Origin of the sequence: Ralstonia mannitolilytica, from assembly GCF_000954135.1 — a bacterium.
Lineage (GTDB): Bacteria > Pseudomonadota > Gammaproteobacteria > Burkholderiales > Burkholderiaceae > Ralstonia > Ralstonia mannitolilytica.
The window spans coordinates 2,086,829-2,101,365 of sequence record NZ_CP010799.1; the positions used below are offsets into that span (position 1 = coordinate 2,086,829).

Genomic DNA, 14,537 nt, shown 5'->3' on the forward strand with positions numbered 1-14,537 from the left:
CATGTTTGCCTACCTGATCAAACGGCTGCTGCTTTTGATCCCGACGTTGATCGGGGTGATCACGCTCACATTCGTGGTGATCCAGTTCGTGCCCGGCGGCCCCGTCGAGCAGATGATGATGGAGATGAAAGGGCGCGGCGGCGGCAGCGAGGCCAGCGGCGGCGGCGCGTTCGATTATCGCGGCCGGCGTGGCGTGGACGCCGAGAAGATCAAGGAAATCCGGGCGCTGTACGGCTTCGACAAGAGCCCCGTGGAGCGTTACTTCCTGATGCTCGGGCGCTTTGCGCGATTCGACCTGGGCGAGAGCTACTTCCAGCACCGCAGCGTGTGGGAGTTGATCAAATCCAAGCTGCCGGTATCGATATCGATCGGCCTGTGGACCTTCTTTCTCACCTACCTGATCGCGGTGCCGCTCGGCATTGCGAAGGCGGTCCGGGCAGGCAGCCGGTTTGACCTCGTGACCAGCATCGTCGTGCTGGTCGGCTATGCCATCCCCGGGTTCGTGCTCGGTGTGCTGCTGCTGGTGCTGTTTGGCGGCGGCACGTTCTTCCAGTGGTTTCCGATCCGCGGCATCACGTCTGACAACTGGGATCAGCTGAGCCTGCTCGGCAAGGTGACGGACTACCTGTGGCACATCGCGCTGCCGGTGACGGCGTCGGTAGTGGGCAGCTTTGCCGTCATCACCATGCTGACGAAGAACGCATTTCTCGAAGAGATCCGCAAGCAGTACGTGCTGACGGCGCGCAGCAAGGGCCTGTCGGAGCGGCGTGTGCTGTGGAAGCACATTTTCCGCAACGCACTGCTGCCGTTGGTGACCGGGTTTCCGACCGCGTTCATCGGCGCGTTCTTCACGGGGTCGCTGCTGATCGAACAGCTGTTCTCGCTCGACGGTATGGGCTTGTTGTCGTACGAGGCCGTGGTCCGGCGCGACTATCCGGTGGTGCTCGGCACGCTGTACCTGTTTACGCTGATCGGGCTGGCAGCGCGGTTGATCTCGGACGTTTGCTACGTGCTTGTCGATCCGCGCATCCATTTCGGCTCGGTGGGGCGCTAGGCGGACAGAGCATCATGACCCAGTATTCGCGTACCTCCGCACATCCGTCCAACGTCGCCGCGCCGCATGCGGTGCGCCATTCGCCGTCGCCGCTCAAGCGTGCATGGCGGCGCTTCAAGCAGCATCGGCTGGGCTACTGGAGCCTCGTCATCTTTGTCGTGCTCTTCGTGCTCAGCCTGGCGGCCGAGGCCATTTCGAATGACCGGCCCCTGGTCGTGCGGTACCACGGCAAGTGGTACTTCCCGATCGTGAAGACGTACCCCGAAACGGCGTTCGGCGGAGATTTCCCCACGCCCACGGATTACCTCGATCCTTACATCCGCGAGAAGTTCAAGGAGCCCGGCAGCTTCGCGATCTATCCGCCCAATCCGTATTCGTACGAGACGCTGAACTACTTCTCGAAGGAGCCCAATCCGGCGCCGCCGTCGGCCGAAAACTGGCTCGGCACCGATGACCGGGGGCGCGACGTGTTTGCGCGGCTGCTCTATGGCTTTCGCGTCTCGGTGCTGTTCGGGCTGGCGCTCACGCTGCTCGGGGTGCTGATCGGCACGCTCACCGGCGCCCTCATGGGCTTTTTCGGTGGGCGCTTCGATCTGGTGTCGCAACGTCTGATCGAGATCTGGAGCTCGATGCCAGAGCTGTACCTCTTGATCATCTTCGCGTCGATCTTCACACCGAGCCTCGGCCTGCTGATCATCCTGCTGTCGTTGTTCGGCTGGATGAGCTTGTCGGACTACGTGCGCGCCGAGTTCTATCGCAACCGCTCGCTGGACTATGTGAAGGCGGCGCGGGCCATGGGCCTGTCCAACTGGCAGATCATGTGGCGCCACATCATGCCCAACAGCCTCACGCCGGTGATCACCTTTCTGCCGTTCCGCATGAGCGCGGCCATCCTCGCCCTCACGAGCCTTGATTTTCTCGGCCTGGGCGTGCCGCCGTCGACGCCGAGCCTCGGCGAACTGCTCGCCCAAGGCAAGGCCAACCTCGATGCATGGTGGATCTCGCTGTCGACCTTCGTGGTGCTCGTGCTAACCCTCGTGCTGCTGACGTTCATGGGCGACGCGCTGCGCGATGCGTTCGACACGCGCCTGTCATTCGCGCACCTGCGTGCGCGCCAAAAGCCGGCGGGGGTGAAATGAGCCGCGTTGATCTGCGCTCCCCCGCGCCGCGGTACGACGGCCCGCTGCTGCGGCTGGACGATCTGTGCGTGCGCTTCGAATCCGAGCACGGCGAGACGACTGAGGCCGTCAAGCACGTTTCGCTCGACCTGCAGGCGGGCGAGCGGTTTGCCTTGGTTGGGGAATCCGGCTCGGGCAAGTCCGTTACCGCCCTGTCGATCATGCGGCTGCTGGCCGATGCGCACTACAGCGGGCGCATCCTGTTCGAGGGTCGAGACCTGCTCGCCGCCAGCGAGCGCGAGATGCGCGGCCTGCGCGGCGCCGACGTCGCCATGGTCTTCCAGGAGCCCATGACGGCGCTCAACCCCCTGTACACGATCGGCAACCAGATCGTCGAAACGCTGGAACTGCACGAAGGCCTGGACAAGCGCGCTGCCAAGGCCCGCGCGATTGCGCTGCTCGAGCGCACCGGGATTACCGAGGCGCCACGCCGCTTCGACGCGTTTCCGCACCAGCTCTCGGGCGGGCAGCGCCAGCGCGCGATGATCGCCATGGCGCTGGCATGCTCGCCCAAGCTGCTGCTGGCCGACGAACCGACCACCGCGCTGGACGTCACTGTGCGCATGCAGATCCTGCAATTGCTGCGCGAACTGCAAGCCGAGTTCGGCATGGCGATCATGCTGATCACGCACGACCTCAACATGGTGCGCGCCTTTGCCGAGCGCGTCGGGGTGATGGAGCGCGGCGTGCTCGTCGAGAGCGGCAATACGGCCGACGTGTTCAGCGCGCCCCAGCATCCCTACACGGTGCGCCTGCTCGAGAGCCGCCCGCAACGCGACGTGCTGCCCCTGGTGCCGCTAGCCCCGGTCCTGCTCGAAGCCGACAGGCTCACGGTCACGTACGAACGCCATCGACCGGGCTTTGCGGGGTGGTTCCGCTCCGACCCATTTACCGCGGTCGATGCGGTGTCGCTGCAGCTGCGCGAAGGCGAGACGCTTGGCATCGTGGGCGAATCCGGCTCGGGCAAGACCACGCTTGCCCAGACGCTGCTCGGGCTGCAGGCGCCGAAGGGCGGCGATCTGCGTTTCCTCGGCAACTCGGTGCTGCGCATTTCGCGCGATGAACGCCGCGCCGTCCGTGCACGCATGCAGGTCGTGTTCCAGGATCCGTATGGCTCGCTGTCGCCGCGCATGACGATCGAGGAGATCGTGGGGGAGGGCCTCGCGCTGCATCAGCCGCATATCAACGCCGCCGACCGTCGGCATCGCGTGATCGAAGCCCTGCGGGAAGTCGGCCTGGACCGCACGGCGCTCGGGCGGTATCCACACGAATTCTCGGGCGGCCAGCGCCAGCGCATTGCTATCGCGCGTGTGCTGATCCTCAAGCCGCAGGTACTGGTGCTCGATGAGCCGACTTCCGCACTCGATGTCTCCATCCAGCAGCAGGTGCTTTCGCTGCTGTCCGCCCTTCAGAAAAAGTACAACTTGTCGTATCTCTTCATCAGCCATGACCTGGCCGTGATCCGGGCGATGTCACATCGCGTGATCGTGATGAAGGACGGAAAAGTGGTCGAAGAGGGCGACACGGAGGCGGTTCTGGCGTCACCTTCGCATCCGTATACCTGCAAACTCATGGCCGCCGCTTCACTCATTCCTGCACGGGATAACCCGTAAGGACGGCCGTCCGCTCCCAAAAGCGGTGCAGTTTTGGGGCGTCCTATTTGTAAGAATGCGCATCGAAAGTCATGTGTAAGTACCTGATTCGTCTATGGATTCAGGGAAATTTGTAACGACCTTTGACAAGTCAAAGTGTCACTTTTATCATCCTGCGAGATTGTTTTTAACAGGATTCGGACTGTTCTCATTTCGGTTGGCGTATGTGTGGCCGACCATAACGAGTTTCCGAGGGAGAACCAATGCAGCACTTCGTACTTCATTCCATGGCGCGCCTGGCGGTAGGGGTTGTGATCGGCTGCGGCGTGATCGTGTCGAATGCAGTACAGGCTGATACGGTCTTCAAGGACACGGAAGTTCACGCCGACGCCAAGTCCGATGCCAAGCCCGGCCTCATCTCCAACGTGATGAGCAAAACCGGCGACGTCGTCATGAACGCGCTGGGCATGATCGGCCTGCGTTATCGCTTCGGCGGCAACACGCCTGAATCGGGCCTCGACTGCAGCGGCTTTGTCCGCTACGTCTTCAACGACACCTTCGGTTTCCTGCTGCCACGCCGCGCTGTTGAGATGAGCCGCGTCGGCACCAGTGTCGACATGGCCGAGTTGCGCCCCGGCGATCTGGTGTTCTTCAACACCATGCGCCACACCTTCTCGCACGTCGGCATCTACATCGGTGACAACAAGTTCGTGCATGCGCCGTCCACCGGCAGCAAGATCCGCGTTGATGACATGACGGCCTCGTACTGGGTGACGCGCTACAACGGTGCGCGCCGTATCGATGGCAACGCGAGCTCCATCAAGGATGGTGCGGACAACTTTGTCGAGCAGCTCAAGCGCATCGATCCGAACGCCGCTGGCAAGCCGCTGGCCATGTACGGTGGCTGATCTGGCAGGTGTCGAAGAAAAAAGACCGCCGAGGCGGTCTTTTTTGTTGCCCGCCGCGGGTGGGCTCAATGCGGCGACGACGGAGAGGCCGCGGTCGTCTGCGTGAGGTGCAGCTTTTCGCGCAGCAGCGGCATGGCGGCCTGCGCGGCTTGCTCGCCCGCGAGGATGGCCTCGTTGCGTGCGGCAAAGTCGCTGCCTTTCACGAACGGCAGCGATGGAGTGATCACCACATCCGCCTGTGCGAGTTCGGCCTTGTTGATGCTCTGGCCCATGATGGCGGTGGTCTGCAGCAGCATGCTGGCCTGGCCGGATACAGCCTGGCTGGACGGGTCCGCCGAGATGTTCACCGCAATCACGAACGTTGCGCCCATCTGCTTGACGTACGTCACGGGCACCGGGGCGACGAGCCCGCCGTCCACGTATTGCCGTCCGCCGATGGTCACGGGCTGAAACACGCCCGGGATGCTGCACGACGCGCGTACGGCCTGGCCGGTATTGCCGCGCCGAAAGAGGATCGGCTTGCCGCTGGCCAGATCCGTCGCAACGATGCCCAGCGGCGTGCGCATCTGTTCGATGGCCTTCTGCTTGACCAGGCGGTTGACGTACTTCTCCAGCGCTTCTCCCTTGAGCCATCCGCCGAAGCGGGTGCCGAACGGCAGCGCCCAGTCGGCGATCAGGGCCTCGTCCATCTTGAGCGCCATGCGGTTCATCTCAAGCCCCGACATGCCCGACGCATAGAGCGCCGCGACCACGCTGCCGGCGCTGGTGCCGGTCACAAAATCGATCTGGATGCCCTGCGCTTCGAGCATCTTGATGACGCCGATGTGCGCGAAGCCGCGCGCGGCGCCGCCGCCCAGTGCCAGCCCGATGCGTACGGGCAGGGTTGCGGGTTGTGCCGTGGGCGGCAGCACGGCCGTCGGCGGTGTGACCGGTGTTTCGGTCTTGCCCGAGGAAAAGCCGGTGACGGTGCACGCGGACAGCATGGAGGCGCCGGTGGCGCCCAGAAATAAGCGGCGTTGCATGGGGACGGTCAGGGCGGTGAGAGATCGGCGCAGTCGCGTCAGGGGCGCTGCAGCCGGCCGCCATTGTGCCAAAGTTCGGCGGCGGGCCGGGCAGCTGCGCGGGGCGCGGTTGCTATAATTTCTGTTTTACAGGGCCGCCTGTCATCCGACTGCGTGGCCCTCTTCGTTCAGCCATTCCTATGACCCAGCGCGTCCGCACTCGTTTCGCTCCCAGCCCCACCGGTTTCATTCACCTCGGCAACATCCGCTCGGCACTGTATCCGTGGGCGTTTGCCCGCAAGATGCGCGGCGATTTCATCCTCCGCATCGAAGATACCGACGTGGAACGCTCCACGCAGGAAGCCGTCGACGTGATCCTCGAAGCGATGGACTGGCTCGGCCTGGACATCGACGAGGGCCCGTTCTACCAGATGCAGCGCATGGATCGCTACCGCGAGGTCATTGCGCAGATGGTCGAGCAGGACATGGCCTATCCGTGCTACATGAGCACCGAAGAGCTCGACGCCCTGCGCGAGGCGCAGCGCGCGCGCGGTGAGAAGCCGCGCTACGACGGCACGTGGCGCCCGGAACCCGGCAAGGTTCTGCCGACGCCGCCCGCAGGTGTGCAGCCGGTGATCCGCTTCAAGAACCCGATCGGCGGCAGCGTGGTCTGGGATGACGCCGTCAAGGGCCGCATCGAGATCTCCAACGACGAGCTGGACGACCTCGTCATCGCGCGCCCCGATGGCACGCCCACGTACAACTTCTGCGTGGTCGTGGACGACATGGACATGCAGATCACGCACGTCATCCGCGGCGACGACCACGTCAACAACACCCCGCGCCAGATCAATATCCTGCGTGCGCTGGGCGGTACGCCGCCCGTCTACGCGCACCTGCCGACCGTGCTGAACGAGCAGGGCGAGAAGATGAGCAAGCGCCATGGCGCCATGAGCGTCACCGGCTACCGCGATGCGGGCTACCTGCCGGAAGCCATCGTCAACTACCTCGCCCGTCTCGGCTGGGCCCACGGCGACGCCGAGATCTTCTCGCGCGAGCAGTTCGTCGAATGGTTCGACCTGGAGCACCTCGGCAAATCGCCCGCTCAATACAATCCCGAAAAGCTCGCCTGGCTGAACAACCACTACATCAAGCAGGCCGACAACGCGCGCCTGGCCGGCCTCGTGAAGCCGTTCATCGAAGAGCTCGGTGGCAAGGTCGACGGTGGTCCGGTGTTGGCCGACGTCATTGCCTTGGTGAAGGATCGCGCCAACACGCTGCGCGAAGTTGCGCAGACCGCGCTGCTGTTCTACCGCACCAACCTGAGCGTCGATCCGGAACTCGCTGCGCAGCACCTCACTGGCGACGTCCGCCCGGGCATTGCCGCCCTTGCAGAGAAGCTCGGTGCGTTGCCTGAGTGGAAGCGCGAGGCGATCGGGGCGGCCTTCAAGGACGTCCTTGCCGCACACGGCTGGAAGATGCCCAAGCTGGCCATGCCGGTGCGCCTGCTGGTGGCGGGGCAACTGCAGACGCCGTCCATCGACGCCGTGCTCGAACTGTTCGGTCGCGATGTCGTTCTGCGCCGCCTGGCCGCGTGATGCCGGCCGCGCAAAAAATTTTTCGAAAGGGTATTGCCAAGCGCTGAACACTTCCCCTATACTCTTGTTTTCGCTGCAACACGAAGCGAAAACGCGGTAAAAAGCAGTAACTTGGGGCTATAGCTCAGCTGGGAGAGCGCTTGCATGGCATGCAAGAGGTCAGCGGTTCGATCCCGCTTAGCTCCACCAAAATGCCGAAAGATTCGATTCAAAAATAAATTTGAAAAGAAGCTTCCAAAACGCTAAAAAGTTCGTTATAGTAGCGGACTTCGCAGCGTAAGACAGAAAACGTTGCAAAACAGTTTCTGTCCCCTTCGTCTAGAGGCCTAGGACATCACCCTTTCACGGTGAGTACAGGGGTTCGAATCCCCTAGGGGACGCCAAAACAAGAGCTTAACCAGAAGCTCAATCGCAAAGCCAGTCTCTAGCTGGTCGAGCAAGCCGACAAGGAGTGGTAGTTCAGTCGGTTAGAATACCGGCCTGTCACGCCGGGGGTCGCGGGTTCGAGTCCCGTCCACTCCGCCAAATCAAAACCCGCTGCTTGCAGCGGGTTTTTTCTTTTGCGCTTCACTTCCGCGCAATGTCCCAGAAGTGTCCCTGGAGTTTTAAAGCGCGATTAAAGGCGCCGCATTAATCGTGGATGCGGCTGACGTGGTTGAAATAGCCGACAAGCAGGGCGCCGGCAACCATCAAGCTCAATCCGTTGGCAGCCCAGAAGCCCGCAGCGCCCTGCAACTGAGCAGCCGCATCGCCCAGCAGCCCGAAGCCCAGCACGTACCCGCCGCCCAGGCCGACGCCCCACAGCGAGAGCGCATAGATCAGTGTCGGGATCAGCGCGATCTTGTAGGCGCGCAGGATGAACGCGGCCATCACCTGCAGCGCGTCGAACATCTGATAGAACGCAATGAAGGGCAGTAGCGGCACCGCGATCGCGAGGACGGCTGCGTCGCGCGTGTAGAGCCCGACGAGCTCCCGGCGCAGGACGAGCACCGCCACACCAACGAGGGCTGCACAGAGCACGGCCAGCTTGATGCCGTTCAATGAGATGCGTCGCGCTACCCCTCGATCCCGTGCGCCAATCGATTGCGCGGCCAGCGTCGATGTGGCGATCGACAGGGACAGCGGCACCATGTATGCCACCGCGCCGAGGTTGGCCGCGATCTGGTGTCCGGCCAGGACTACGGTACCCAGCCGTGCAATGAAGATCGCCATCAGGGTGAACGACGTGATCTCGATCAGGTAGGTGAGCCCCATCGGCACACCGAGTCGGATCAGCGCCCACAGCCGCGCGCGGTTTGGCGGCGAGTACTGCGTGAAGATCGAGAACGGCGCGTACGCTGGATTGCGTATCAGGATGACCGCTGCGGCGATGAACCACAACCAGCTGATGATCATCGAGGCGAGCGCGCAACCGGGGCCGCCCATCGCCGGTAGCCCGAGGCCACCGTAGAGGAACACCGCATTGAGCGGAAACTTGAGCACAAGCCCCGCCAACTGCAGCACCGTCACCATGACCGGCCGCGACAGGGCATTGTTCAGCGCCGAGTAAATGCGAAAGCCGAGCGCCGCCGGCAGCGCCAGCGCCTCGTAGCGGAGGTAGGCGGTCGCTTTCTCGGCCAGCTCCGGTGTTGCGTCCGCCAGATGCAGCAGCGGGGCGGGAAACCAGAGGATCAGCATGCCGACGGCTGAGAGGGCCAGCCCGAGCCAGGCGGCCTGGCGGACTTCCTCGCCGATCTCTCCGTGCTTGCGGGCGCCATACAGTTGCCCCGCGATGGGGGACAGGGCTTGCAGCACGCCCATCAGGCTGATGTAGACCGTGACGTAGATCGACCCGCCCAGCCCGATCGCCGCAAGGTCCGCGGCCGATGCGCGCCCGGCCATGGCCGTGTCGAGCACGCCGAAGGCGATCACGGCCAGTTGGCCGATCAGCACCGGCCAGGCGAGCGCGACGATGCGACGGACATCGGCAAAGAACATCGGAACGTTATTGGCGCAGCTTGCGACGGCGCGTGGCCGGCGCGGGTGGCGGATGTGTGGCGGCCGCGGCCTCGGTCAGACGGTACATGCGGAAGTGCTCGTCGCGGTCGGCCGGGCGGCGGCCTTCCCAGATGAGCCGCCATTCGTAATTGGAGATGCTCGCCGGCGCGCCGTAGTCGTACGGATCATGGCGCAGGAGGATGTCGCAGTTGTCCTCGGGGTTGCCAAAGCGGATATGGCCAAAGTAGGCGAACGAGGCGAGCTGTGCGTCGCCCATGCGGATCGGTTGCACGCATGTGTAGGTTTGCGGCAGCGCCAGCGCGGCCGACTGTGCAACGTCGCGGTAAGTCTTGGCGTAATTGATGGTGGGCAGCCACAGCGTCATCATCAGCACCCACATCAGCGTGGTGCCGGCCGCCGAGATCACGACCGCGCGCCAGATGGCCTTGGGCGCGCGCGAGGTCCGCCAGACGACGATGAGTACCCACGCGGCGGTCACCAGCAGTGCGCACGCCAGGGCCGTCCAGCTGAACTCGGGGCGGTAGCCCGGCACGATGCGGTACACGTTGCGCGCAAGCTGCGGCGGGAAGCCCGTCATCTTGGCGATCCACAGCAGCCATACGGTGCCGCCCAGGATGGTGAAGGCGAGCAGGGCAAACCAGTCGATGGCGCTGATCGCGGCGCGCTTGAGCGTGGGGAGCGCAAACGTGGCCATGATCGCCATGGGCGGAATCAGCAGCAGAAAGGCGTCGTCGCCGGGTTGCGGCTGCATGAGCAGCAGCACGATCTGCGGCGCCAGGACGGCCAGCGGCAGGGCGATATGCGGCGCGGTCCGCATGCCGCCCCAGCTCTTCCACGCCCACGCGGCCAGTGGCCACACCGGCCACGCGAACAGCGGCAGGTTGCGCGCGATAAAGCCGAGCGAGTGGCCGGTCGGCCCCGCATACTGATGGCGGTCAAAGCGCGCCCAGTCGCGGACGAAGCTGACGGCGTCATTCGGGTTGCTTGCCAGCAGGTAGGCCAATGCTGGCCACGACAGCCCAAGCACCATGGAAATGGGAAGCGCCACGGTCAGCAGCGGCCTCAGCGGCAGCGCCCGTGTGGCATGCGCGGTGATCAGCACGGCGATCGTGATGGTCAGCGGCAGGATGGGCCCGCCCGCGAGCGACAGGCAGCCGACGCCAATGCCGTACAGCACGCTGCCGTACAGCGGCTTGTCCAGCGCGCGGATCAGCCCGTAGATGGCAACCGCCACGAAGCACAGCGCGCCGACCAGCGGGGTGGTTTCATGGCCCCGCTGCGCCAGACCGACGCAGGCCAGGAAGATCAGTAGTGCACCGTCGGCCAGCGTCCGGCCGTAGTCCCGGGTGTTGGGCTGACCACCGAACACGAATTCGAACGGTTGGACTTCTGCGCGGCGGCCCAGCAGATAGGCGCCATACCAGATGCAGGCGCAGGTGACGAAAAAGAAAAGCGCGGTGGCCAGGCGCGAGGCATCGGCTGGGCCCAGCCATTGCCCGAACAGGCGGATGAACGCGCCGCCGATCCAGAACACCAGTGGTCCGGCCTGCACGACCGGGCGCCCGACGATGTTCGGCATCAGCCAGTCCTGGGCGTTGCCGGTGGCCAGTGTCCACATCGCGCCGAAGCCCGCGGCGTCTTCGTTCTTCCACGGGTCGCGCGAGAAAAGTCCGGACAAACCGTAGATCACGCAGATGGCGAGCAGCAGCCAGCGCGGCAGTTCGCGGGTGGCGGCGGCAGTCAGGCGGATGCGCGAGACGCGGGTGGTGTTCATCGGGTGTCAGACCGGGCGGACCCGGCCGCGGTTGCACAACAGCGTGCCGATCGAGAGAGGGTCGGGCGCAAAAACCCGACATTGTGCCAAGAAACAAAAAAGGCAGCCGGAGCTGCCTTTTTCGGACCAGGGAGACGAGTCATGCAGTGAGCCGTCTCCGGCACCGGCATTACTTGGCGGCCTTGCCTGCCTTGCTGCCGAACTTCTGGCGGAACTTTTCGACGCGGCCGGCCGTGTCCAGAACTTTTTGCTGGCCCGTGTAGAACGGGTGCGATTCGGACGAGACTTCGATCTTGGCCAGCGGGTATTCCTTGCCGTCCAGCGTGATCGTTTCCTTGGTCTGGATGGTCGAGCGCGTGATGAACTTGAAGTCGCTGGACATGTCCTGGAACACGACTTCGCGGTAATTCGGGTGAATGCCTTCTTTCATGATGGGCCCTGGGGTTGAGGTAGCCAATTCGCGGCGCGCTTCAGGCGCTCAATTGCGAGGAGCGTCGAGCGGCCAGCCGTCGAATCACTTGCCGGGTGGAGAAACGGCGATTATGCCAGAGAAACAAAGGCTTGGGCAACGCGCCGGCCATAAAATCCGCCGTTTCCCGACGCCTTGCAGTGACGTTATGCGCATATTTCCGCGCGGGCGCCGTCAGGGCGCGGCCAGGCGCTCGATGGTCAGGACGCCGCGGCCGTCCAGATCGATGGTCCGCATGTCGCCCACACGCAACGAGGTGTCGAGGTTGCGCGTCCAGGTGTCCACCTGGGCGGGGGATTCCGCATCGGGCGACGGGCGGAAGCGATGCAGCGTCACGCCGATCGACAGGGGCTGGAAGTCGCCCGACGCGGCCATGGGCCGCAGGCTCACGTCGACGCCGGTCTTGGCCCAGCGATGGCGCATGAACTGGCAGACCGTGGCGTCGCAGCCGAGCGTAATGGTGTCATCGGGCAGGCCGGCCGCGAAGCGCTCCTCCCACTGGGTACGCGGCATGGAGCCGCCCACGTCGAACGATTGGGTGTGCTCGAGAAGTGCGACGTGCTGCCCGGTGGACGTATCCGCAGGCAGCGTGACGCGCTGCGTTTCCGACTGTCCGTCCAGCTGCGCGGTCACGCCAAGAACGACGGGAGCCGTTCCTTGCCCCCAGCTCGGGACTGCAATGAAGCAGCAACCGAGCAGAAGCGTGTGAAGCGCTTGGCGGATCGTCATGGCAAGAACCCCTCCTGGCGTTGTCCGGCATGCAGCACGCGCCGTGCCGGATCCTGCAGGTAGAACGCCTGCAGCAGCGCATACAGCGATGGCAGTGTCTCGAGCAAGGCCACCGGTTCGACGAAGAACACTTCGGACGCCACCGCAAAGAACTCCGCGGGATGCTGCGCGCCGTACGGATCGAGCAGCGAGAGGATCGGATCGGTATCCCACCGGCGCTGCGGAACCTGCCCGCACCGATCGGCGAACGCATCGTACTCGGCGTAGAGTGCGTCGGCCCATGGCTCGCGATCGACGTCGGCATGCAGGCGCGATGAGAACGCGGGGATGCCATCGGATTCGCCATTGAGCATATCGAGCTTGTGCGCGAATTCGTGCACGACCACGTTGTACGGCTGGGCACCGGGCTCGGGGGACGCGCCGCCGAGTTCGATGTCCTCCCACGACAGGATGACGGGCCCGTGCTCCCATGCCTCTCCGGAAGCCTCCTCGCGTACGTCGTGCACGACGCCGTCTTCATCCATAACCTCTTTGCGGATGACGAATTCACCTGGGTAGATGACGATGCCGTGCCACCCGCGGTACCACGCGATGCCGAGTTCCAGTACCGGCACGCTGGCCTGCACGGCAATGCTGATGACCATCTCGTCGGTGAGCGGCAAGCCGTGCGTGGTCGTGAATTCCTTCTCGGCGATGAACAGCGTGGCGGTCTCGCGCAGGCGGAGGAGGTCGGCCTGCGGCCAGTTCAGCAGGAATGGGAGCCCCGCGAGCGTGCGCGACCACAGCGCGTCTGAAATGGCATAACGCGCCAGGCGCCGCGAGCGTGTGCGGCTAGAAAACCAGCGTAAGACCGACGAAAGCATGCGACCAGTATATCGGCGCGAGCTTTCGTGTTTCTGGAAGGATCAGGCTACCGACAGCAGCCGCGCGCCGCGCTGGTTTGCGACGTACACGGCTTCGGTACGGCTGCGCACCTTCAGGCGCCGGTACAGCGTGCTGATATGCGCCTTGGCGGTGGCTTCGGAGATGTTCAGCATGCGGCTGATCGTCTTGACCGGATGCCCGCGCGAGAGCAGCACCAGGATTTCATACTGGCGCGGTGTGATGCCAAGCAGCTTGGGGTCGGTCTGGGGATCACCCGCCAGCGCCGGGTTGGGTGCGCCGTCGAGGCGGGACTCCGGCAGCAGGGCGCTGGCCCGGATGTATTGCCCGCCCACGAGCACCAGTTCGAGCGAAGCCGCGATGACTTCGCCCGGCGAGTGCTTGAGCGTGTAGCCCGACAGGCCCATCTGCATGAGCGTGCGGATGATGTCGGGGGATTCGGATTCCGCCAGCACGACCACGTGGCGCGCATGGGGCCGGTGCATGATCTCGCCGATGGCGGAGAGTTCGTCCAGCTGTGGAAGCGGCAGCCCGATGACCAGAAGACCCGCGTCGGCATTGGCTTCGATGGCGTCAAACATCCCTTCGTCGGGTTCGACGATGGTGACGCCAGTGACGCCCTTGAGCGTCCGCAGCAGGTGCGCAATGCCCGTACGCACCAACGGATGGGCTTCGATCAAAACAGTGTTCATCGTTGTTCTCGACCTGTTACCGATCTTGCGAACATCCTTGTCGCTCCAGGCGAGAAACAGACCAGAGCAGACCCCCGTTCCGAATCATTTTAGTGGCGTATGTCAAAAATGACAGTTGCCACGGCCATGTCTCGGGACCCTCGTGAGCGTGCCCTGGCAACGGTTGTGGGGTATTTGCCAGGGCGCGCAATCCGTTCGACGTGGAGAACGGCCCGTCGCGGCACTCTTGCTGCGGTGGCGGTTTCAGCCATGACACAACATCCCGCAGGGGCGATGGGGCAAGCGATCTTCCGCGTGCTGAATATCCCGTAAAAACAAGGCGTTAAACGTCATGGCACGGATGTCGCTCTCTGTTCTCCGGGGAGGAGCGAGCCATGCCAGCAATCGCGCAGCGCAGTGCTCGGCGTTTGCCGTTCAGGTGGATGACCGAGGAGACCGGAGTGGTCGCAAATCTTGCGGCCGTGGTCGCCGTGACGCGTGCGCTCGTAGTAGAAGGCGCCTTGGTGCAGCCTACCGCCGCGCTGCTGGTCGCCTGGCGAGGCGTTTTCACCGATACGTTGCCGGTGCAAGCCGCCATCGATCTTCTTCCCACCCGCGCATTCGATCCATCCCCCGGTTCTGTCGTGCCTGTGCTGCCGGACGGCGAACCGAGTACCTCGCAT

The 14,537-nt window shown here is 64.1% G+C and carries 12 protein-coding genes and 3 tRNA genes; 8 read left to right on the forward strand and 7 right to left on the reverse strand.

The window, feature by feature from the left end:
• The first annotated feature begins 1 nt into the window (after position 1).
• The 4 genes from TK49_RS09960 to TK49_RS09975 all read left to right on the forward strand — a co-directional run bounded on the left by TK49_RS09960 (position 2) and on the right by TK49_RS09975 (position 4,732).
• The gene (locus tag TK49_RS09960) at positions 2-1,054 is read left to right on the forward strand and encodes a microcin C ABC transporter permease YejB (RefSeq protein ID WP_045786541.1); all 1,053 of its coding nucleotides are present in this window, start codon (positions 2-4) and stop codon (positions 1,052-1,054) included.
• A 14-nt stretch (positions 1,055-1,068) separates the two neighbouring features.
• Positions 1,069-2,193, forward strand: coding sequence for an ABC transporter permease (locus TK49_RS09965; RefSeq protein WP_045786542.1), 1,125 nt, complete (start codon positions 1,069-1,071; stop codon positions 2,191-2,193).
• Positions 2,190-3,845, forward strand: coding sequence for an ABC transporter ATP-binding protein (locus TK49_RS09970; RefSeq protein WP_045786543.1), 1,656 nt, complete (start codon positions 2,190-2,192; stop codon positions 3,843-3,845). Before TK49_RS09965 ends, TK49_RS09970 begins: the two co-directional genes overlap by 4 nt.
• A gap of 242 nt (positions 3,846-4,087) precedes the next feature.
• Positions 4,088-4,732: a C40 family peptidase gene (locus tag TK49_RS09975; protein ID WP_045786544.1), complete on the forward strand. Its 645-nt coding sequence runs from the start codon at positions 4,088-4,090 to the stop codon at positions 4,730-4,732.
• Positions 4,733-4,797: 65 nt separating this feature from the next.
• Here the strand turns inward: TK49_RS09975 and TK49_RS09980 are convergent, their stop codons facing one another.
• Positions 4,798-5,754, reverse strand: a complete 957-nt coding sequence (locus tag TK49_RS09980) for a patatin-like phospholipase family protein (protein ID WP_045786545.1) — start codon at positions 5,752-5,754, stop codon at positions 4,798-4,800.
• A 179-nt stretch (positions 5,755-5,933) separates the two neighbouring features.
• On the opposite strand from TK49_RS09980, the gene gltX reads away from it, so the two are divergent.
• The 4 genes from gltX to TK49_RS10000 all read left to right on the forward strand — a co-directional run bounded on the left by gltX (position 5,934) and on the right by TK49_RS10000 (position 7,856).
• Positions 5,934-7,331 (forward strand): glutamate--tRNA ligase, encoded by a 1,398-nt coding sequence (gene gltX / locus TK49_RS09985; RefSeq protein WP_045786546.1) that lies wholly within the window; start codon positions 5,934-5,936, stop codon positions 7,329-7,331.
• A gap of 113 nt (positions 7,332-7,444) precedes the next feature.
• Positions 7,445-7,520, forward strand: a tRNA-Ala gene (locus tag TK49_RS09990).
• Positions 7,521-7,638: 118 nt separating this feature from the next.
• Positions 7,639-7,714: transfer RNA gene (locus TK49_RS09995), tRNA-Glu, on the forward strand.
• A 65-nt stretch (positions 7,715-7,779) separates the two neighbouring features.
• Positions 7,780-7,856 (forward strand) — tRNA-Asp (locus tag TK49_RS10000).
• Between the two features lie 105 nt (positions 7,857-7,961).
• Here the strand turns inward: TK49_RS10000 and TK49_RS10005 are convergent.
• The 6 genes from TK49_RS10005 to TK49_RS10030 form a co-directional block, all read right to left on the reverse strand.
• The gene (locus TK49_RS10005) at positions 7,962-9,308 is read right to left on the reverse strand and encodes an MATE family efflux transporter (RefSeq protein ID WP_045786547.1); all 1,347 of its coding nucleotides are present in this window, start codon (positions 9,306-9,308) and stop codon (positions 7,962-7,964) included.
• 7 nt (positions 9,309-9,315) lie between these two features.
• On the reverse strand, positions 9,316-11,103 hold the full coding sequence (locus TK49_RS10010; RefSeq protein ID WP_045786548.1) for an ArnT family glycosyltransferase: 1,788 nt from the start codon (positions 11,101-11,103) through the stop codon (positions 9,316-9,318).
• Between the two features lie 169 nt (positions 11,104-11,272).
• On the reverse strand, positions 11,273-11,533 hold the full coding sequence (locus TK49_RS10015) for a type B 50S ribosomal protein L31 (protein ID WP_045786549.1): 261 nt from the start codon (positions 11,531-11,533) through the stop codon (positions 11,273-11,275).
• A 213-nt stretch (positions 11,534-11,746) separates the two neighbouring features.
• Entirely contained in the window at positions 11,747-12,301 is a 555-nt protein-coding gene (locus TK49_RS10020; protein ID WP_045786550.1) for a hypothetical protein, read from the reverse strand.
• Positions 12,298-13,164 carry a M90 family metallopeptidase gene (locus TK49_RS10025; protein ID WP_045786551.1) on the reverse strand — a complete coding sequence of 289 codons (867 nt, stop codon included), beginning with the start codon at positions 13,162-13,164 and terminating at the stop codon, positions 12,298-12,300. The genes TK49_RS10020 and TK49_RS10025 overlap by 4 nt, the downstream gene beginning before the upstream one ends.
• Before the next feature lie 42 nt (positions 13,165-13,206).
• A complete protein-coding gene (locus tag TK49_RS10030; RefSeq protein WP_045786552.1) occupies positions 13,207-13,875 on the reverse strand; it encodes a LuxR C-terminal-related transcriptional regulator in 669 nt (222 codons plus the stop codon).
• Positions 13,876-14,537: the final 662 nt, after the last annotated feature.

Coding starts and splice junctions, on each gene's coding strand:
- TK49_RS09965 (WP_045786542.1), top strand. CDS start 1,069: ATGACCCAGTATTCGCGTACCTCCGCACATCCGTCCAACGTCGCCGCG.
- TK49_RS10025 (WP_045786551.1), bottom strand. CDS start 13,164: ATGCTTTCGTCGGTCTTACGCTGGTTTTCTAGCCGCACACGCTCGCGG.
- TK49_RS10005 (WP_045786547.1), bottom strand. CDS start 9,308: ATGTTCTTTGCCGATGTCCGTCGCATCGTCGCGCTCGCCTGGCCGGTG.
- TK49_RS09975 (WP_045786544.1), top strand. CDS start 4,088: ATGCAGCACTTCGTACTTCATTCCATGGCGCGCCTGGCGGTAGGGGTT.
- TK49_RS09960 (WP_045786541.1), top strand. CDS start 2: ATGTTTGCCTACCTGATCAAACGGCTGCTGCTTTTGATCCCGACGTTG.
- TK49_RS10015 (WP_045786549.1), bottom strand. CDS start 11,533: ATGAAAGAAGGCATTCACCCGAATTACCGCGAAGTCGTGTTCCAGGAC.
- gltX (WP_045786546.1), top strand. CDS start 5,934: ATGACCCAGCGCGTCCGCACTCGTTTCGCTCCCAGCCCCACCGGTTTC.
- TK49_RS09970 (WP_045786543.1), top strand. CDS start 2,190: ATGAGCCGCGTTGATCTGCGCTCCCCCGCGCCGCGGTACGACGGCCCG.
- TK49_RS10030 (WP_045786552.1), bottom strand. CDS start 13,875: ATGAACACTGTTTTGATCGAAGCCCATCCGTTGGTGCGTACGGGCATT.
- TK49_RS09980 (WP_045786545.1), bottom strand. CDS start 5,754: ATGCAACGCCGCTTATTTCTGGGCGCCACCGGCGCCTCCATGCTGTCC.
- TK49_RS10020 (WP_045786550.1), bottom strand. CDS start 12,301: ATGACGATCCGCCAAGCGCTTCACACGCTTCTGCTCGGTTGCTGCTTC.
- TK49_RS10010 (WP_045786548.1), bottom strand. CDS start 11,103: ATGAACACCACCCGCGTCTCGCGCATCCGCCTGACTGCCGCCGCCACC.